This is a genomic window from Streptomyces sp. WMMC940 (assembly GCF_027460265.1).
Classification (GTDB): Bacteria; Actinomycetota; Actinomycetes; order Streptomycetales; family Streptomycetaceae; genus Streptomyces.
In genome coordinates this window covers 6,688,446-6,707,513 of sequence record NZ_JAPZBC010000001.1, presented here as the reverse complement: position 1 = coordinate 6,707,513, position 19,068 = coordinate 6,688,446, and the positions used below count along the sequence as shown (strand labels likewise).

The window sequence follows — 19,068 nt, the reverse complement described above, 5'->3', positions numbered from 1 at the left end:
AGGACACTCCCGCCTTCGGGACGGTGTCCTACCGCATGTTGTGTCGACGGCCAAATGCCCGCAACCTCCCCCCGGGCCCGGTCGTGGTGCACGGCCGGGCCCGGGGGCGGTTGGCGCGGCGCCGGCTCAACGGCCTTCCGTCAGTCGCGACATGTAGTCCTGCCGCAGCGCGTCGAGGATCTGCGCTGCCTCCGAGAGGCCGGCCTTCTGGCAGCGTTCCGCCGCCGTCGTCAGCCGGGCGATGGCCTCCTTGAACCGGCGCAGCGCGTTGCCCTCGATCAGCGCGGCGACCCGGACCGCCTCGGCACGCGCCGGCTCGCCCTCCTCGCCGCCCTGTTCGTGGGCGGCGACGGCGGCCTCCGCCTCGGCCAGGGCCTCCTCGAACCGCTCCGCCTCCGCCAGGACGCGGCCCCGGCGGTAGTGCACGGTGCCCCGCTCGAACCAGGGCACGAAGCCCTCCGTACCCTCCGGCACGGATGCCGCCAGCGCGTCCGCCTGGGCGAGATGCTTCAGCGCCGTCTCCAGGCCCTCCAAGCCGTGCGCGTTCACGACCAGACGCGCGAACTCGCGCATCATGTGCATGAGCAGGGACGGGTTCGGCGCCTGCTCGTGTGCCGCCAAGGCCCGCTCGTACGCCGTGCCCGCCGCGTCCCATCGGCCCGCCAGAGCCAGCGCGATGGCCGTGTCGGCGGTCACCATGGTCTGGACAGGGGCGTCGTCCTCCCAGCCGGAGACGGCGTCCGCCAGCCGCAGGAACTCCTCGGCCGACGGCAGGAACTCCTCCAGTTCCCGCAACCCGCGCGCCAGCATCAGCCGAGCCTGGGCGACCATCCGTTCGTCGAGCGCGGCCGCCGCCTCCTCCGCGACCAGCGACTCCAGGACCGCGACCGCGTCGGCCTGCTGGTCCGTCCGCATCAGGACGTCGACCAGCTGCAGCCGCACGTCCGCCGCCTCCTCGGGCACTCCGGACTGATCGAACCGCGCTGCCGCCTCCGACAGGTGGCGCACCGCGCCCGCGTGGTCGCCCATGTGCGAGACCGCGTGGCCGAGCATCGCGTACGTCGGCGCCATCGGGAAGTCCACGTCGTCGTACCGCACCGCGTCCGCGATCGCCTGATACAACAGCTCTGCCGCCTCCTGCGGTCGCTCCTGTGCCATCAGGATCTGGGCGAGCAGGGCGCGCGGGCGCGAACCGCGCCACGGCCGGTCGGCGGCCTCCAGGTCCTTCAGCGCGGCGCGCAGCTCCTCCTCGGCGCGCACGAGGTCGCCGTGGCGGCAGGCCACGTCCGCGGCGAACTGCCGTGCGTTGGCGACCTGGTGAGGGACGGACAGCCGCTCCGCCTCGGTGTGCAGGGCCTGGACGCACGCCTCGAAGCGCTCGACGGCGCCCGGGGAGGCCTCCGGACCGCCGCGGCCCAGCTCCCGGTAGGCCGCGTGCGTGCGGGCGTGGTACACCGTGAGATACGCCAGCTTGCGTTCCTGCTCCAGGTCGTCGCAGGCCGCCGCCTCCGCCGCCCCGAGGGCCTCGCGCGTGAACGGGACCTCGGTGCACAGTCGTTCGGCCTCGTGGAGGAGTTCGTCGAGGGCGTCCCGGATCCCGTTGGAGTCCAACCGCTCGGCTCCCCCGGCCGGCTCGGCGTCCCCGTCGGCCGACGGGTTCGTCCAGGCGAGGGCGCGGGCCCGCGTGGACAGCGCCTGCCACGGCATGCCGAGACGCTCGTACAGCTCAGCGGCCTGGTGCGCCTCCACGGTGGCCTCGTCGTCGCGGTCCGCCATCGTCAGCTCGATTGCCCGCTGCTCGGCGAGTTCCGCCCGGAGCAGCTCCTGCGGGCCGAGCACGTCGTCGTGCACCGCGCTGCCGTCGGCCAGACGCTCGGCGATCCGGGTCCACAGCCGGGCGTCCCCGGGGTGACCCGCGCTCGCCATCCGCCGTGCCTCGCGCACCAGGGTCACGAAGTCCTCGGGGATCGCGACGGCGGCGGGAGCCGCGTTGGCGGGAGCCGTCACCGGCGCAGCCGCGGCCGTCGCCGGGCGGGCGACGGACGTCCTCAGGCCCAGCGGCAGCGGCGCGCCGAGCAGCGGACGCTGCGACAGACGCTCCCGGCGACGGTCCCCGACCGCCGTCGTGCCGTTGCGGGCGTCGAACGCCGCCGTCAGCCGGTCCGCCTCGGCGCGGACGTGCACGAGCAGTTCGTCCGCCGTCCAGCTCCGTCCCGGCGGGCCCGCGACGACCGTGTCGGCATGCCCGTCCTCGACGATCCGGGCGAGCAGCAGCTCGGTGCCGGTCAGGAAGTCCAGATGGGCCAGCGGAGCGCCGGTCGCCTCGAACAGCGGCCGGTTCTCGGCGAGGATCTCGAGGCCGCGGCCCTCGTTGCGGGACAGCACGCAGAACTCCAGGTGCCGGCCGACCCAGGCCTGCATGCCGGTGTTGCCGCGGACCCGGCGGTAGCCGGTCAGGTGGTGCGAGCGGGCCTCGTCGAGCCGGCCGGAGCGCAGTAGCGCCCCGAGCGCCAGCGCCTGGCTCATCTGCGGCTCCTCGGCGCAGCCGATCGCCTCGTCGAGGACCGGCCGCAGCATGTCGAGCGCCCCGGCGTCGTCGCCCCCGTTCATCTGGTGCGCGGCCAGGTGCCGGGTCTCGCACGCCTCGCAGTCGCTCAGCTCGGTGCGCGGCCGCGTGACCCACAGGTCGTACGCGTCGGCGACCCCCGCCCCCGTGTGGGCCGCGACGTGGTAGCGCATCGCCGCCACGGGCTGCGTGCCGTGCCCGGCCTTCTCGTACCGGCGCAGTGTCTCGTCGATCCAGCCACGGATCGAGGCCAGCGATACGTCGGGCACGTCGAGCAGCGAGGTCGCCACCCACTTGAACCGCCAGTAGACCTGGTGGGCCTCCCACTCGCTGAATTCCTCGGGAGACTCGTCCCACAGCTTCAGCAGTCGGCCGAAGACGACCGGCGACTTGCGGTACTCGCCGGTGAACTCGTACGCCGACATGAGCTCCAGCAGAGCGGTGACCAGGACGTCCGGCTTCTCGAACTGACCGGCCACTTCGACGAGTTCTTCGGCGGTGACGGTGCGCTGCGGACCGTGCGGGCGGTCGTGGTTCTCACGCAGTGCCTCGATCACGGCCTCGGGGGTTTCCAGCATCAGATGTCCTTCCGGGGCCCGGAACCGAACGCGTCCGTGCCGGGGTTGTGCATGGCGTGGGTGAGCAGGCCGATGAAGGCCCGGTTCAGCAGGGCACTCTCGCTCGCCTTCAGCGGGCGGCGGCTGAGCAGCAGGGCCTGCCCGTACAGCGCCTCGGCGGTGGTGACGGCCAGACCGCGCTCGGAGATCGTGATCGCCTGGCGCACCAGCGGGTTGAGGTGGTTCAGGACCAGCTGGGCGCGCGGCGTCTGGTGCCGCAGAGAGCCCAGGATGTCGGCCCACAGACCGTCGCTCTCGGCGGCGAGGCTCGACCGGGTCCGCTCGTGGCGCGCCTCCCGGTTGTCGAGCAGCAGTGCCGGGGCGGTCACCGGCTGGAAGTCGCGCAGCACGACGTCGCAGTCGTGCGTGCCGATCGTCTCCCGGGCGACGAGCAGGAACGCCGCCGCCCGCAGTTCGGCCGTCGGGTCCACCGCGTCCAGATGGGCGGTGACGGTGGCCGGGTCGAGGTCGCTCACCGAGGTGCCGGGACGGATCTCCGGCAGCCGGTGCACGAGATCGCGGTCATAGGTGTAGCCGCCGTTGACCACGCCCAGGCCGGCCGCCGCGGCGATCGGGGCGACCTGCCGGAACTCCTCCACACTGTGGGTGACCAGCAGCGTCGGATGCGTGCGTGCGAACTCCTCCAGCGTGACGTTGCCGTCGGTGGTCTCGAACGGCAGCCAGGGCAGCACCACCCGCAGCAGCTCGTCGTCGTAGCGCGCCAGCGCCTTCACCGCGAGGTGGTGGGTGTCGATGAACCGGTGCAGCAGCGCAGGGTCGCTGGCCGCGAGCCCGGTGAGCCAGTCCCGGATCCGGTCGCCCAGGGCGTCCCGTACGGCAGACAGCGTGCCGTCCTCGTACAGCGACTCGCGCGAGGCCGTCGGTCGCAGGCTGGTGGTGTCGACCACGCAGCGCACGAAGAACGCCCAGTCCGGCAGCAGCTCGGGCGCCTGGTCGGTGAGCAGCATGCCCTTCAGGTGCACCCGGTGTCCGGCGCGCTGCGCCGGGCTCACGGCCGTCGGCAGCACGTACGCGACACCGCGCAGCCCGGCCGCCGGCAGGTCCAGCTCGATGGTGTCGAGCGGGGTGAAGTCGAACCGGTCGCGGCAGAACGCGGTCAGCGCCTCGCGGTGGGCGAGCGGGGAGCGGTGGGTCTGCTCCCAAGGCGGCGTGTCGTTGATCCGCTCCTTCTCGCCGTGCGGGTCCACGACAGTGACCTCGTGTCGCAGCAGGCTGCCGTAGTGCCGGGCCAGGTCGACGACCCGCCGCGGGCTCGTCCACTCGGCGTTGTCGGCCCGGGGGACGAGCCGCACGGTGGTGCCCGGCTCCGGCACGGCCGAGGACGGCAGCGTACGGATCGTGTACCGGCCGTCGGAGTGGCCGCGCCATTCGACCGCGGGCGCCGCGGGGTCGGCCGCGGACCGGCTGAGCACGGTGATCTCGTCGGCGACGACGAAGCACGCCAGCAGACCGATGCCGAACTGGCCGATGAACTCGCCGCGGGCGGACTCGAGTCCGGCGCCGTCCAGGGCGCCTTCGGCGGTCCGTTTGGAGCTGCGGCCGATGGTGGCGAGGAAACGGTGGACGTCGGCCTCGGTCAGTCCGATGCCGGTGTCCGTGACGGTGAGCGTGTCACCGGTGCGCACGGTGATCGTGCCGGGCGCATCCGGGGCGACGGCCTGACGGGCGGTGATGGCGTCCACGGCGTTCTGGAGCAGCTCGCGCAGATAGACGCGGGGACTCGAGTAGAGGTGGTGGGAGAGCAGGTCGACCAGTCCGCGCAGGTCGACCTGGAAGGTATGGGCGGTCTCGGAAGGGGACACCGGACGGAATCCTTGCACTGGCGCGCCCGCGCCGGCGAACGGCGCGGACGGGAAGACGGGCGAAAGGGGGCAGGGGCGGGCGCGGCGCTCGTCTCGGCGTACACGCCCTGCGGGTCAGCGCCCGGCGGCCGAGCGGTGCTTGCGGTAGGCCGCGACGGGGTTGGAGCCGTTCAGGTAGTTCCAGGGGGACTCCGTGACCCGCCCCTGCGTGGCCTGGAAGCACTCCCGCGCGGAGGCCCGGTCCCCGGCCAGCGAGAACGCCATCGCGAAGCTGTTCAGCAGCCCCAGCCAGGAACCCTCCTGCACGAAGTCCGGATGCCGGTACGAGTGGTCCGCCGCCTGCCTCAGCGACTCCGCCACCTCGGGCCTGCGCATGTACGCGGCGTCAGGGCCCGAGTCGAGCGACAGCCACTCCTCGATGTGCGCGTCCGGCACCAGCCGGCCCAGCGGCGTGCCGCCAGGAGCCTTGAACACGGACTCGCGGGCGAACGCGTGCATCTCCTCGTGCGACCCGCCCCACTTCTCGCAGATCTGCTGCAACTGCTGCGTGTGCGCCCCCAGGTGGTACGGGTCCCGGCGCACGGTCGCCTCGAATCGACGGCGCGCCGTGACCTGCCCGACCTGCAGACCGCGGCCGGTGACTTGGAGGACATACCAGGGCGAGGTCCAGCCCGGCTCGAGCTCGGCAGCCTCGTACAGCCACTCCTCGGCCTGGCGCAGCCGGGAGTGGAAGACCTCGAACTGCTCGCGCGAGACGTCCTTCGCGCGCGCCGAGGTCCGGGCCTCCCAGCCCCAGCGGACGTAGCGGATGCCCGCGACGGTCAGCGCCAGCGCCGACTCGGGCTCCGTGTTCAGCACGTCGCCGACCCACCGCTCGACGCCGGCCGTGTCGCCCACGGCCCACAGGAGCCCCGTGCGGTCCTGGCTCTCCGGTCGCGCCTCCAACAGGCCCCGCACGGCGGCCCAGTCGGCCGCGGCGGCCGCCTCGCGCACCCGCGCCACGTCCGGATCGCCGGAGTCCTTCTCCAGCCGCGCCCCGGGCCGGCCGGTCCATCGTCCCAGCCTGAGCCCCCCATCACGGAGCAACGCCATTGTCCCCACCCCTTGGTGTCTCTCACAGGGAGGCAAGTGATCACCCCCCTCGTGGAGGTAGTGACTATCATGCGCGACTGACATTCGCACATCCGTTTAGTGACGCCTGGTCGCGCGCCCGATCCAGGAGAGGTGGCCGGCGCCGAGGAAACCCAGCGGGACGCTTGTGCCATGGGCCGTCACGTCCGCGTTCGGCGCGATGCCGGCGGTGCGGACGAGTGTGTCGGCGCAGGTCCTGGAGGCTCGCGGCACCCTGCGTCCAACGGCACGTCCCGGCCGCCGGGCGGTGTCGCGCCGACCTTCCAGCCCGCGGGCATGCTCTCCAGGTCCAGAACCGACGAGTGGAGACACAGAAGGCCTGCGGCTGCGGGCAGTCGGTTCAGCTGAACCCGGTCACAGCCGGTACGGCCCGCCTCAGGGGCCGTCGGGCGCGGCCGGAAATCCGTCCTACAGTCCTGCCCGCATCAGGGCTGTCCGAGAAACGACAACCGAACCTGACGCTCCGGATTGTCCCGATTCGTATCGACCAGACAGACGGACTGCCAGGTGCCGAGTTCCAGCCTCCCGCCGACGACGGGCAGGGTGGCGTGGGGCGGCACCAGCGCGGGCAGGACGTGGTCCCGGCCATGGCCCGGGCTGCCGTGGCGGTGCTGGTAGCGGTCGTCGGCGGGAAGCAGTACGTGCAGCGCGGACAGCAGGTCGTGGTCACTGCCGGCGCCGGTCTCGATCAGCGCGATGCCCGCGGTGGCGTGGGGAACGAACACGTTGAGCAGGCCGTCGCGGCCGTCGGCGGTCTCCGCGAGGAACGTCTCGCACGCGCCGGTCAGATCGGTCACGGCCTCCGCCGTGCCGGTGGTGAGGTCGAGGACTCGGGTGGTGAAGGCTTGGGGCATACCCCCATCCTCCCGTCCGCGTGGCAGGATCGCGCGTCCGCGTGGCGAGCCGTCCTCGACCGCCGGTGGAACGGGGCGCTCCCGCGCGCTCCATGGACGCGGGGGCGCCCCCGCGGTCACCATGACCTCATGGCTCACGAGACCTCTCGTCAGGCCCTCCCGGAACCGCCCGGCTCCGAGCCGCTCCCCCGCGCGGCCGAGGTGGTGGTGATCGGGGGCGGGGCCATCGGCGCGAGCACGGCGTTCCGTCTCGCCGAGGCGGGCGTCCGTGACGTCCTGGTTCTGGAGCGGGACACACCGGCTTCCGGTTCCTCCGGAAAGCCGATCGGCGTGCGGGCGCAGTTCTCGGACCAGCTCGACATCCGGCTGGGACAGCGCGGTCTGCGGGCGTGGCGGGAGTTCGACGACCGGCCGGGGGCGGACGTGGGGCCGGCCCGGGTCGGCCGACGCCGCCAGATCGCGCTCACCGGGCCGATCCACCCGCCCCCGCCACGCATCCGTTCACCCTCGACCTCACATCCACCCCGCACTTCCACGGCGACAACGCCGGCGGTCTCGTCCTCGGCCTTTCCGACCCACGTCAGGAACCCGGCCTCGGAAGGGAGTTCACCGAGGCGTGGCCGGTGCCGCCCCGCGCCGCCGCCGCCCGTGTCGCACCCTCGCCGGCGGAGCCGGAGCCGGACGGCGGAGGCTGGGCGGGACTCCACGAGATGACGCCGGACCGCAACGCGCTGATCGGCGACACGACGCGGCGCGGACGGGGGCCCACTACGACCGGGCATGGATGTCCGGGGCGATCGGACGCGTCGTGCACGACCCCTTCGACCTCTACGCCGCCCAGCAGACCGGCTCACTGCGCCGCGCCCGCCCGTGCCCCGAAGGACCCCGTACGGCGAACGGGACGGAGCCCGGAACGGAAGGCGACCGTCCGGGCTGAGGGCCCCCGCCGCGACCACGACGACCACGACGAACCGAGGAGCGCAGCATGACCACCACCGCACTGCCCGGCACGGACGCCCTGCGGGACCGGGCCGCGAGGGCGCTGCATCGCTGTGGCGCGCCCGTGCCCGAGGCCGGCTCCGGGGGCCCGGCCGGCGGGCTCACCGCCCGGACGCCGCTGACCGGGGAGACGCTCTTCACCCTGCCCGCCTCCTCTGCCGAGGACGCCGACCGGGCCGTCGCGGAGGCGGCGGCGGCCTTCCGGGAATGGCGCACGGTTCCGGCCCCGCGCCGTGGAGCCGTGGTCGGACGTCTCGGTGAGCTGCTCGCCGCGCACCAGGAGGACCTGGCCGAGCTCGTCACCGTCGAGGCCGGGAAGATCAGCTCCGAGGCGCTGGGCGAAGTGCAGGAGATGATCGACGTCTGCGAGTTCGCGGTCGGTCTCTCGCGTCAGCTGTACGGGCGCACGATGGCGTCGGAGCGACCGGGCCACCGGCTGTCGGAGAGCTGGCACCCCCTGGGTGTCGTCGGGGTGATCTCCGCCTTCAACTTCCCCGTCGCGGTCTGGTCCTGGAACACGGCGATCGCGCTCGTCTGCGGCGACCCCGTGGTGTGGAAGCCCTCGGAACTGACCCCGCTCACCGCCGTGGCCTGTGACGCCCTGCTTCGCCGGGCGGCCGCGGAGACCGGCGCCCCCGACGGGATCCACCGGCTGCTGCTCGGCGACCGTGAGTGCGGCGAGCGGCTGGTCGACGATCCGCGGGTGGCGCTGCTCAGTGCCACCGGATCGGTGCGCATGGGACGAGAGGTCGGCCCCCGGGTCGCCGCCCGCTTCGGCCGCTGCCTGCTGGAGCTCGGCGGCAACAACGGAGCGGTCGTCACCCCCGCCGCCGACCTGGACCTGGCCCTGCGCGCCATCGTCTTCTCGGCGGCCGGCACGGCCGGACAGCGCTGTACGAGCCTGCGGCGGCTGATCGTGCACGAGGACATCGCCGACGATCTCACCGGGAGTATCGTCCACGCCTACACCCGGCTGCCGGTCGGCGACCCGTTCCGGGAGGACACCCTGGTGGGTCCGTTGATCTCGAAGCAGGCACTGGACGCCATGACGAAGGCCCTCGACACGGCGCAGGCCGACGGCGGAAAGCTGCTGACCGGGGGCGATCGCCACCTGCGGGAACAGGCGCCCTCGGCGGCCTATGTGCGCCCGGCGGTGGTGCGGATGCCGGTGCAGACGGCCGTCGTCCGCGAGGAGACGTTCGCGCCGATCCTGTACGTCCTGACCTACCGGACGCTCGAGGAGGCGATCGAACTGCACAACGACGTCCCCCAGGGCCTGTCGTCCTCGATCTTCACCCGGGACCAGCGGGAGGCCGAACGGTTCCTCGCCGCCGACGGCTCCGACTGCGGGATCGCCAATGTCAACATCGGCACGTCCGGGGCGGAGATCGGTGGCGCGTTCGGCGGCGAGAAGCAGACCGGCGGGGGCCGTGAGTCGGGCTCCGACGCCTGGCGCGCGTACATGCGCCGGGCCACGAACACCGTCAACTACTCGGAGGAGCTACCGCTGGCCCAGGGGGTCACCTTCCTCTGATCGTGCCCGACCCCGCCGGCGAACGGCCTCGCCGGCGTCAGGGGCCGCCCCTGTGTCCACTCCGGCCGGAACGGGAAGATCCACGACTCCCCCATGGTTGGTAGAACCGTGAACAACTTCGCGGTGCGAGACGTGGACGTGGTCGTCATCGGTGCCGGACAGGCCGGCCTGTCCGGCGCCTACCACCTGCGGCGGGTGGGTCTGCGCCCCGACGTCGGCTTCGTGGTCCTGGACCACGCACCGGGACCCGGCGGAGCGTGGCAGTTCCGGTGGCCGTCGCTGACGTACGGCAGGGTCCACGGCATGCATGCGCTGCCCGGCATGGAGCTGACCGGCGCCGACGAAGGCCGTCCGTCCTCCGAGGTCATCGGCGAGTACTTCACGCGTTACGAGGACGCCTTCGGGCTTCGGGTGCACCGGCCCGTCCACGTCCGCGCGGTGCGCGAGGGCGCGCGCGGTCGGCTGCGCGTCGAGACGTCGGAGGGCGCGTACGCCGCACGGGCGCTCATCAATGCCACCGGCACCTGGGACCGGCCGTTCTGGCCGCACTACCCGGGCCAGGAGACCTTCCGCGGTCGGCAGTTGCACACGGCCCAGTACCCCGGTCCCGAGGCGTTCGCCGGGCAGCGGGTGGTCGTGGTCGGCGGCGGCGCGTCGGGTACCCAGCACCTGATGGAGATCGCCGAGGTGGCGGCGGGGACGACCTGGGTGACCCGGAGGCCGCCGGTGTTCCGTGAGGGCCCGTTCGGGGAGGCGCAGGGGCGCGCGGCGGTCGCCCTGGTGGAGGAGCGGGTCCGGAAGGGCCTGCCGCCGCGGAGTGTGGTGTCGGTGACGGGCCTGCCGCTGAACGACGCGATCCGGCGGGCCCGGGAGCAGGGCGTCCTCGACCGGGTGCCGATGTTCGACCGGATCACCCCGGAGGGCGTGGCGTGGGACGACGGCCGGGCGGTCGAGGCGGATGTCATTCTCTGGGCCACCGGGTTCCGTGCCGCGATCGACCATCTCGCGCCCCTGAAGCTGCGCGAGCCGGGTGGCGGCATCGCGGTGGAGGGCACCCGCTCGGTTCGGGACGAACGCGTCCATCTCGTCGGCTACGGACCGTCCGCCTCGACGATCGGTGCCAACCGGGCCGGACGGGCCGCGGTCCGGGAGATCATGCGGCTCCTGGACCACGGACCCGCGGCCGAATCGTCCGGGGACCCGCTGCCGCCGGACGAGGCGGCCGGGGACCTGGCCGCCGTCCCCGGCTGAGGCGCCCTCGGAGGACGTCCGCGGCCCCGGATCACCTTCGGGCCGGGTCCGACGGTCACCCGGCGTCGGACCCCGCGCTGCCGCGGGTCCTGTTGAACTCGGCGACGTTGCGGTTGTGCTCCTCGAAGTCGGCGGTGAAGCGCGTGTCCCCGGGTCTGACGGTCACGAAGTACAGCCAGTCGCCCTCCGCCGGCCCCACGGCCGCCTTCATCGCCGCCTCGCCCGGGTTCCCGATCGGCGTCGGCGGCAGACCCTTCTGCGCATAGGTGTTGTACGGGCTACGGAGTCCGGTGTCCTGACGGGTGGTGTCGAGGGTGGAGCGGTTCAGGGCGTAGTTGAGGGTCGAGTCCATCTGGAGCGGCATGTTCCGGGCGAGCCGGTTGTGCACGACTCGTGCCACCCTCGCCATGTCCTCGGCGCTGTCCGCCTCCGCCTGGACGATGCTGGCGATGATCACTGCCTGGTGGAGCGTCATTCCATGGCGCCGCGCCTCGTCGGTGAGGGACGAGGTGCCGAAGCGATGGCCCGCCGTGTTGACCATGAAGCTGAGCAGACTGCCCGGGGACGACTCGGGGCCGACGGGATAGGTCGCCGGGAAGAGATAGCCCTCGGGATTGCCGCGGGCGTCCGCCGGCAGGCGCAACCGCGAGCCCGCTGCGGTCGCCGTCCGGCGGGTGGTACCCGCCCGGACGCCGAGTGCCTTGTCCACGGCGGCGTAGACCTGGGAGGAACGCCACCCCTCCGGGACGAGCAGGGTCTTCGGCCGCGCCTGGGGCGCGACGGGCTTCTTCTTCGAGTGGGGCAGCAGCGTCAGGACGACGGCCGTCACCGCGCCGATGAGGCCGAACACGCCCGCGAACAGCAGCAGCCGGCCGCGGCGTGTCAGACGGAGCCTGCGCCGACGGCGCCGGGCCTTCGGGAACTCCCTCGTCATACGGGCACGCTAACCCGATGAAAGCGCACATGACGGAACCCGCGCCGTCGTCCTTGCGGCGAACCGGCCCAGTGACGACGGACGGCGGAAACCCGGTGCACGCCCTATGACTCGGGACGCGACACACGGCACGGCGCAGGGCCGCCGCTCCGGGCACGGCGGCCGACGAGGGAACGACCGGACGCTCAGGACACGATCGGCGCCAACTGGGCGTCCCTGCGCACCAGGGCGGCATAGCGCCCGTTCCGCTCGATCAGTTCCTCGTGCGTCCCGCGCTCGGCGATCCGCCCGCCGTCGAGGACGACGATCTGGTCGGCGTCCCGCACGGTGGAGAGCCGGTGGGCGATGGTGATCGTCGTACGTCCGGCGGAGAGTGCGTCGATCGCCTGCTGAACGGCGCGCTCCGTGCGGGTGTCGAGCGCGCTCGTGGCCTCGTCCAGGATGAGCACCGGCGGATCGCGCAGGATCGTCCGGGCGAGGGCCAGCCGCTGCTTCTCACCGCCGGAGAACCGGTACCCCCGCTCGCCCACGAGCGTGTCGTAGCCGTCGGGCAGCGAGGCGATGTGGTCGTGGATCTGCGCGGCCCGCGCCGCCGCCTCGATCTCGGCGTCGGTGGCGTCCGGCTTGGCGAAGCGCAGATTGTCCGCGACCGACGCGTGAAAGAGGTACGTCTCCTGGGAGACGACGCCCACGGCCCGGGAGAGGGTGGCGAAATCGAGGTCGCGGACATCGACGCCGTCCAGGGTGACCCGGCCTTCCGTGACGTCGTAGAGCCTGGGCACCAGATAGCTGAGCGTGGACTTGCCGGACCCGGTGGGCCCGACCACGGCGAGGCTCCCGCCGGCCGGCACGGTGATCCCGATGCCGTCGAGCGTCGACCCGCTCCTGGCGTCGTAGCTGAAGCCGACCTTCTCGAACCGCACTTCCCCCGCGACCTCGGCCAGCCGGACCGGATCCTCCGGTTCGGTGATGTCCACCCGCAGGTCCAGGTACTCGAAGATCCGCTGGAAAAGGGCGAGCGACGTCTGGATCTGGACACCCGTGGACAGCAGGCTCACGGCCGGACGGAACAGCCCCTGCTGCAGCGAGACGAAGGCGACCAGGGTGCCGATCGAGATCGTGGCCCCGCCGGACTGCAGCGCGAGCCCCGCCGCCCAGTACAGGAAGGCGGGCATCGCGGCCATGACGATGCCGATGACCGCCATCCGCCAGCGGCCGGCCATGCTGGAACGGACCTCGAGATCGACGAGGCGCTCGGACTCGTCGGCGAACGACCGGGTGAGCGAGTCCGCCCGGCCCATCGTGCGGCCGAGGAGGATGCCGCTGACCGACAGCGACTCGGTGACCGTAGCGGCCATGGCCGCCATCTGCTTCTGCCGCTGGGTGGTGATGGCCTTGCGCTCGCGCCCGACCCGGCGACTGATCCAGACGAAGACCGGTAGCAGGACCAGGGAGACGACCGTGAGCCGCCAGTCGAGCGCGAGCATGGCGACGACCGTGGCGACGACGGCGGTCAGATTGGAGACCAGGGAGGTCGCCGTGGAGGTGACGGTCGCCTGCATGCCGCCGATGTCGTTGGCGATGCGGGACTGGACCTCACCGGTCCGCGTCCGGGTGAAGAACGCGAGCGGCATGCGCTGCAGCTGGGCGTAGACGCCGGTGCGGAGGTCGTGCATCACGCGCTGGCCGACCGTGGTCGAGATCAGCGTCTGCAGAACGCCGAACACGCTCGTCGTCACGGCGGCGGCGATCATCCCCAGGGCGAGCAGCGACAGCAGGCCCGTACGGCCCTGCGGGATCGCGGTGTCCAGGATTTCGCGCAGCATGAACGGCGAGGCGACGGAGACGAGTGACGAGGCTCCGACCAGCAGCCCCACCACGGCGAGCCGCGCGCGGTAGGGACGGAAGAGACGGAGGATGCGCCGCACCTGGGCGGGCTGAGCGGGCCGCGTGGGGTCCAGCGGCCGATCGGGAGGCGTCCAGGACGGACCGTCGTGGGTGCGCATGGGCTCCTTCCGCGGTTCGGGGACCCGGCAGCTCGAAGAGCATAGCTCATTATTACCTATGCTCACAATGAACATGGTCCTGATATCGTCCGTGCATGACCACCCCAGGCCCCGTTCCCGACGCGGACGGCGTGCTCGCCGAGCAGCTGCTGCGGCTCACCCGGCGGCTGCACCGCATTCAGCGGCAGCATCTGCGGCCGGTCGGCATCACCCCGGCCCAGGCCCGGCTGCTGCGCGTCGTCGCCCAGTACGAAGGGGCCCCGCGGATGGCCGATCTGGCCGACCGCCTGGAGGTGGTGCCGCGCGCCGTCACCACGCTGGTCGACGCACTGGAGTCGGGCGGCCGCGTCCGCCGGGTGCCCGACCCGACGAACCGCCGCGTGGTGCGCGTGGAGCTCACCGACCTCGGACGCACCACGCTGCGCGAGCTGCGCGGCGCCCGGCGCGCGGCTGCGGAGGACATCCTGGCCCCCCTGACCGCCGAACAACGCGAGGCACTGGGCGGACTGCTGTCGGCGCTGCTCGACGGAGGCCCGGGACCGGCGGGCTAGCGCGGGAACCGGGAAGTGATCGGCCCGACCCCCGTCGGACTCCGACCGGCACGGTCCGCACCGAGTCGATCCAGGCGCAACCGCGGAAGGAGCGGCCTTCGCCGAACTCGGTCACCGGCCCGGTCACGGGCCGATCCGCCGCCCGGACCCTCATGGCCGACCTCGGCAGGAAGGCAGCGTCGAAGGGCCCCTCGGCCGGGCCTGCGGTTGGCGAGATCGCGAAGCGACGACACGGCGGGACACCGGCAGTGCTTCTCTTGCGGCAGGAACGCGCCGCCGGGCCGGGCCGCAGGACAGTCCGGGCCGGGCCGCAGGACGGTCCGGGTCCGACGCCTTCCCGGCACGGCGGCGTACGCGGCACCGCGGCGGTCCCGGCACGGACGACCGGCACCCGTACCGCCTCCGGCCCGGGGCGTACGCGCCACCGGGTCAGGCCCGGGGCGGGACCGAGCGGACCCGGTGGGAGAGCCAGGCGCGCGCCGGGATCGCGGCCAGCCACCAGTACTGGGCGACCTTCGGCGAGGCGAAGGCCAGGGGCACCGAGACGGCGAAGACGGTCACCATGACCAGCCCCTCGTACACGGCGATGCGCAGCCGCCGGGGCACCGTGCCCGGAGTGGCCAGGGCCGGCCGCAGCAGCAACCGCAGTGTCATCGCGGTGATCAGGCCCGAGGCGGCGGCGATGGATCCGGCGTACACGGCGGTCGCCGCGGCGGTGTCCGAGTACTCGCTGATCAGACGGGTGGGAAACGGCAGTGCGGCGATCACGGCGAGCAGCGCGAGATAGAGGTACAGCAGACAGGAGTCGAGCCGGGCGACGCGGTGGAACAGGGTGTGCTGGCTGAGCCACAGCACACCGATGACGACGAAGCTCAGCAGATACGCGCCGATGTCGGAGAGGGCCCGGTGGAGTGCCGTACCGAGGTCGCCGGCCTCCAGATCACCGGGCACGGTGATGTCGAGGGCGAGGAGGGTGATCGCGATGGCGAAGACCGCGTCACCGAACGCGAGCAACCGATCGGGCCCGATGATCGCACCGGGACTCTCGTCCTCCCGCTCATGTGTCGGTGTGCTCACGGCGGGGACGCTACCGACCGTCGCCGGCGCCGGCACCCGCTGCTGGGCCGAACGCCGGACGCGGCGCCGTCCTCCAGGGCCGCGCCGGAGGGCCGCGCCGAGAGAGGACGCACGACCGTTCGGAGCCGACCCGTCCCGATCCGCGCGAGGGGCCGGCCGCGGCGCGCCGGCGTCCCCGTCGCACGATCCTGCGACGCGCCTTCAGATGAAGTTCGGCGCCTCAGATGAAGTTCAGCGCCGCGGCGCCGCCCACTCCCCCGAGCAGCATGAACGCGGGCATCAGGACCTTCAGCTCCACCCAGCTGCCGGCCCGGAAGCGCATCACCTTCGGCGGCCCCACGGGGTACCAGCGCTTGTTGCCGACGGGTATGGGCCACAGGATCGGGCAGCCCGAGACGGTCAGGGCGTCGCCGACGTCGTGCACCAGGGCACCGAGGACGACGGGGAGTCCCAGCCACAGGTACTCCTGGCCGGGACCGGTGAAGAGCCAGTCCGCACCGCTGCCGGGCTTGTCCAGGACGCCGGCCAGGATCCAGGCGCTCGTCGCGCCGAGCAGCCACACCAGGACGTCGCTGGACACCCGTGCGGCCCGCCACAGCAGTCCCTCGACGGCGAGCACCAGGTGCACGAAGAGGATCGCGAGGACCGCCCAGCGCCCTCCGGTCATCGCCAGCGCCGAGGTGCCGCCGCCGATCAGCACGGCCCACAGCCAGGTGTGGGTGAGCGTGCGGTGGCCGCCGGTCCGGCGCTTGTCCCCCGGTTTCTTCGTCGCCTTGTAGACCGCGTACGAGAGCTTGTCGACCACTTCGCACAGGCCGCGTGAGAAGGGCCCGAAGGCGCGGGAGATCGTCGCCGCCTTGTGGTCGAGGTCCGGCGCGAGCGCCGCTCCCGCGCAGATCAGCGCGCCGACGACGAGGACGGGCCATGGCATCGGATGATCCAGGGCGGCCGCCGCCGCGCCCACCCCCAGCCAGGCCGCCGCCCCGGACAGGGAGTGCGCCGGTCCCATCATGCTCGTTCCCGCCCCATCTGCTGTTGTGCTCGTGCCCAGTTGAGGGGACAGGCTACCGGTAGCGATCTTCGTCCCGGTGGCCGGTTCCCGATCCCGGTCGGAGGCCAGGCAAGATGGTGGTGTGACCCTTATCGATCAGCTGCCGCCGGACGCCGACCCCGATGCCCTCTTCGAAGCCTTCGCCTCCTGGGCCGAGGGCCGGGGCATCTCCCTCTACCCGGCCCAGGAGGAGGCGCTGATCGAGGTGGTCTCCGGGGCCAACGTGATCCTCTCCACACCGACCGGCTCGGGAAAGAGCCTGGTCGCGGCCGGTGCGCACTTCGCCGCCCTCGCCCGCGACGAGGTCACGTTCTACACCGCGCCGATCAAGGCCCTGGTGTCGGAGAAGTTCTTCGACCTCTGCAAGCTCTTCGGCACGGAGAACGTCGGCATGCTCACCGGCGACGCGTCCGTGAACGCGGACGCCCCGGTCATCTGCTGCACCGCCGAGGTGCTGGCGTCGATCGCACTGCGGGACGGCAAGGACGCCGACATCGGCCAGGTCGTGATGGACGAGTTCCACTTCTACGCGGAACCGGACCGCGGCTGGGCCTGGCAGATCCCCCTTCTCGAACTCCCGCAGGCGCAGTTCGTGCTGATGTCGGCGACGCTCGGCGACGTGTCGATGTTCGAGGAGGACCTCACCCGCCGCACCGGCCGTGAGACCGCGGTCGTCCGCTCGGCGACCCGCCCCGTTCCGCTCTCCTACGAGTACCGCACGACCCCCATCACGGAGACGCTGACCGAACTGCTGGAGACCAGGCAGGCACCGGTCTACATCGTGCACTTCACCCAGGCGCAGGCCGTCGAGCGGGCGCAGTCGCTGATGAGCATCAACATGTGCACGCGCGAGGAGAAGGACCGCATCGCCGAGCTGATCGGCAACTTCCGGTTCACCACCAAGTTCGGGCGGAACCTCTCCCGCTTCGTCCGCCACGGCATCGGCGTCCACCACGCGGGCATGCTGCCCAAGTACCGGCGCCTCGTGGAGAAGCTGGCGCAGGCCGGCCTGCTGAAGGTGATCTGCGGTACGGACACCCTCGGCGTGGGCGTCAACGTGCCCATCCGCACGGTGCTCTTCACCGCGCTCACCAAGTACGACGGCAGCCGCGTGCGGACGCTCCGCTCCCGGGAGTTCCACCAGATCGCGGGCCGCGCGGGCCGCGCGGGCTTCGACACCGCCGGTTTCGTCGTCGCCCAGGCGCCCGACCACGTCGTCGAGAACGAGAAGGCCCTCGCCAAGGCCGGTGACGACCCCAAGAAGAAGCGCAAGGTCGTCCGCAAGAAGGCCCCCGAGGGCTTCGTCGGCTGGACGCAGAACTCCTTCGAGAAGCTGATCGCCTCCGACCCCGAGCCGCTCACCTCCCGCTTCAAGGTCACCCACGCCATGCTGCTGTCGGTGATCGCCCGCCCGGGCAACGCCTTCGACGCGATGCGCAAGCTGCTCGAGGACAACCACGAACCGCGCAAGCAGCAGCTCCGCCACATCCGCCGGGCCATCGCCATCTACCGTTCACTCCTCGACGGGGGGATCGTCGAACGCCTCGACGCCCCCGACGCCCAGGGCCGTGTCGTCCGGCTGACCGTCGACTTCCAGCAGGACTTCGCACTCAACCAGGCGCTCTCCACGTTCGCCCTCGCGGCCTTCGACCTGCTGGACCCCGAATCGCCCTCGTACGCCCTGGACATGGTCTCCGTCGTCGAGTCCACTCTCGACGACCCGCGGCAGATCCTCGGGGCCCAGGAGAACAAGGCGCGGGGAGAGGCGGTCGCCGCGATGAAGGCGGACGGCGTCGAGTACGAGGAGCGGATGGAGCGGCTCCAGGAGATCTCGTACCCCAAGCCGCTGGAGGAACTGCTGTGGCACGCGTACGACACCTACCGGAAGTCGCACCCGTGGGTGGGTGACCACCCGGTCTCGCCGAAGTCGGTCATCCGGGACATGTACGAACGGGCACTGTCCTTCACCGAGTTCACGTCCTTCTACGAGCTGGCCCGCACCGAGGGGATCGTGCTGCGGTATCTCGCGAGCGCGTACAAGGCCCTTGACCACACCGTCCCGGACGATCTGAAGACCGAGGACCTGCAGGATCTGATCGCCTGGCTGGGCGAGATGGTCCGCCAGGTCGACTCCAGCCTCCTCGACGAGTGGGAGCAGCTGGCCAATCCCGAGGTGGAGACCGCGGAGGAGGCCCAGGAGAAGGCCGACCAGGTCAAGCCGGTCACCGCGAACGCCCGCGCCTTCCGGGTGCTGGTCCGCAACGCCATGTTCCGCCGGGTGGAGCTGGCGGCGCTGGACCGCGTCGACGAGTTGGGCCGGCTGGACGCGGAGTCGGGCTGGGACGAGGACGCCTGGGGCGAGGCGATGGACGGGTACTGGGACGAGTACGACGACCTCGGCACCGGGCCGGACGCGCGCGGGCCGAAGCTGCTCGCCATGGAGGAGGATCCCGGGCACGGTCTCTGGCGGGTCCGGCAGACCTTCGCCGACCCGAACGGCGACCACGACTGGGGCATCAGCGCGGAGGTCGACCTGGCGGCCTCGGACGAGGAGGGCCGGGCCGTCGTCCGCGTGACGTCCGTCGGCCGGCTGTGAGACGGGAGCGGCACGACCCGCCCGGGAGGCCGGTTGCACGTCCCGGTCGTGCAGGGGTGGCTGTTCCGCCGGCTGGAC

The 19,068-nt window shown here is 72.4% G+C and carries 14 protein-coding genes; 6 read left to right on the top strand and 8 right to left on the bottom strand.

All coding sequences use genetic code 11. The features are described from left to right. Nucleotides 1–126 precede the first annotated feature (126 nt). From O7595_RS29630 to O7595_RS29615, 4 genes are all read right to left on the bottom strand, one after another. On the bottom strand, nt 127–3,144 hold the full coding sequence (locus O7595_RS29630) for a tetratricopeptide repeat protein (protein WP_269731635.1): 3,018 nt from the start codon (nt 3,142–3,144) through the stop codon (nt 127–129). After that, the gene (locus O7595_RS29625; protein WP_269731634.1) at nt 3,144–5,006 is read right to left on the bottom strand and encodes an HSP90 family protein; all 1,863 of its coding nucleotides are present in this window, start codon (nt 5,004–5,006) and stop codon (nt 3,144–3,146) included. Before O7595_RS29625 ends, O7595_RS29630 begins: the two co-directional genes overlap by 1 nt. 114 nt (nt 5,007–5,120) lie before the next feature. After that, the gene (locus tag O7595_RS29620; protein ID WP_269731633.1) at nt 5,121–6,098 is read right to left on the bottom strand and encodes a hypothetical protein; all 978 of its coding nucleotides are present in this window, start codon (nt 6,096–6,098) and stop codon (nt 5,121–5,123) included. A gap of 464 nt (nt 6,099–6,562) precedes the next feature. Beyond that, on the bottom strand, nt 6,563–6,991 hold the full coding sequence (locus tag O7595_RS29615; RefSeq protein ID WP_269731632.1) for a secondary thiamine-phosphate synthase enzyme YjbQ: 429 nt from the start codon (nt 6,989–6,991) through the stop codon (nt 6,563–6,565). A 129-nt stretch (nt 6,992–7,120) separates the two neighbouring features. On the opposite strand from O7595_RS29615, the gene O7595_RS29610 reads away from it, so the two are divergent. From O7595_RS29610 to O7595_RS29595, 4 genes are all read left to right on the top strand, one after another. Continuing rightward, entirely contained in the window at nt 7,121–7,705 is a 585-nt protein-coding gene (locus tag O7595_RS29610; protein ID WP_269731631.1) for an FAD-dependent oxidoreductase, read from the top strand. 70 nt (nt 7,706–7,775) lie between these two features. Continuing rightward, nucleotides 7,776–7,928, top strand: a complete 153-nt coding sequence (locus O7595_RS29605; protein ID WP_269732723.1) for a hypothetical protein — start codon at nt 7,776–7,778, stop codon at nt 7,926–7,928. 48 nt (nt 7,929–7,976) lie between these two features. After that, nucleotides 7,977–9,524: an L-piperidine-6-carboxylate dehydrogenase gene (gene amaB, locus O7595_RS29600; RefSeq protein ID WP_269731630.1), complete on the top strand. Its 1,548-nt coding sequence runs from the start codon at nt 7,977–7,979 to the stop codon at nt 9,522–9,524. 123 nt (nt 9,525–9,647) lie between these two features. Then, nucleotides 9,648–10,775, top strand: a complete 1,128-nt coding sequence (locus O7595_RS29595) for an NAD(P)-binding domain-containing protein (RefSeq protein WP_269732677.1) — start codon at nt 9,648–9,650, stop codon at nt 10,773–10,775. A 55-nt stretch (nt 10,776–10,830) separates the two neighbouring features. Here O7595_RS29595 and mltG read toward each other — a convergent pair whose 3' ends face one another. Both mltG and O7595_RS29585 read right to left on the bottom strand, forming a co-directional pair. Then, on the bottom strand, nt 10,831–11,709 hold the full coding sequence (gene mltG, locus O7595_RS29590; RefSeq protein WP_269731629.1) for an endolytic transglycosylase MltG: 879 nt from the start codon (nt 11,707–11,709) through the stop codon (nt 10,831–10,833). A gap of 185 nt (nt 11,710–11,894) precedes the next feature. Continuing rightward, nucleotides 11,895–13,715, bottom strand: coding sequence for an ABC transporter ATP-binding protein (locus O7595_RS29585; RefSeq protein ID WP_269731628.1), 1,821 nt, complete (start codon nt 13,713–13,715; stop codon nt 11,895–11,897). 95 nt (nt 13,716–13,810) lie between these two features. Between O7595_RS29585 and O7595_RS29580 the strand changes: the two genes are divergently transcribed. After that, a complete protein-coding gene (locus tag O7595_RS29580; RefSeq protein WP_269731627.1) occupies nt 13,811–14,266 on the top strand; it encodes a MarR family winged helix-turn-helix transcriptional regulator in 456 nt (151 codons plus the stop codon). Nucleotides 14,267–14,695: 429 nt separating this feature from the next. Here O7595_RS29580 and O7595_RS29575 read toward each other — a convergent pair whose 3' ends face one another. Together O7595_RS29575 and O7595_RS29570 are read right to left on the bottom strand one after the other, a co-directional pair. Then, entirely contained in the window at nt 14,696–15,343 is a 648-nt protein-coding gene (locus O7595_RS29575; RefSeq protein WP_269731626.1) for a TMEM175 family protein, read from the bottom strand. 220 nt (nt 15,344–15,563) lie between these two features. Next, nucleotides 15,564–16,355, bottom strand: a complete 792-nt coding sequence (locus O7595_RS29570; RefSeq protein ID WP_269731625.1) for a metal-dependent hydrolase — start codon at nt 16,353–16,355, stop codon at nt 15,564–15,566. Nucleotides 16,356–16,476: 121 nt separating this feature from the next. On the opposite strand from O7595_RS29570, the gene O7595_RS29565 reads away from it, so the two are divergent. Further along, nucleotides 16,477–18,990, top strand: a complete 2,514-nt coding sequence (locus O7595_RS29565) for a DEAD/DEAH box helicase (protein ID WP_269731624.1) — start codon at nt 16,477–16,479, stop codon at nt 18,988–18,990. Nucleotides 18,991–19,068 lie beyond the last annotated feature (78 nt).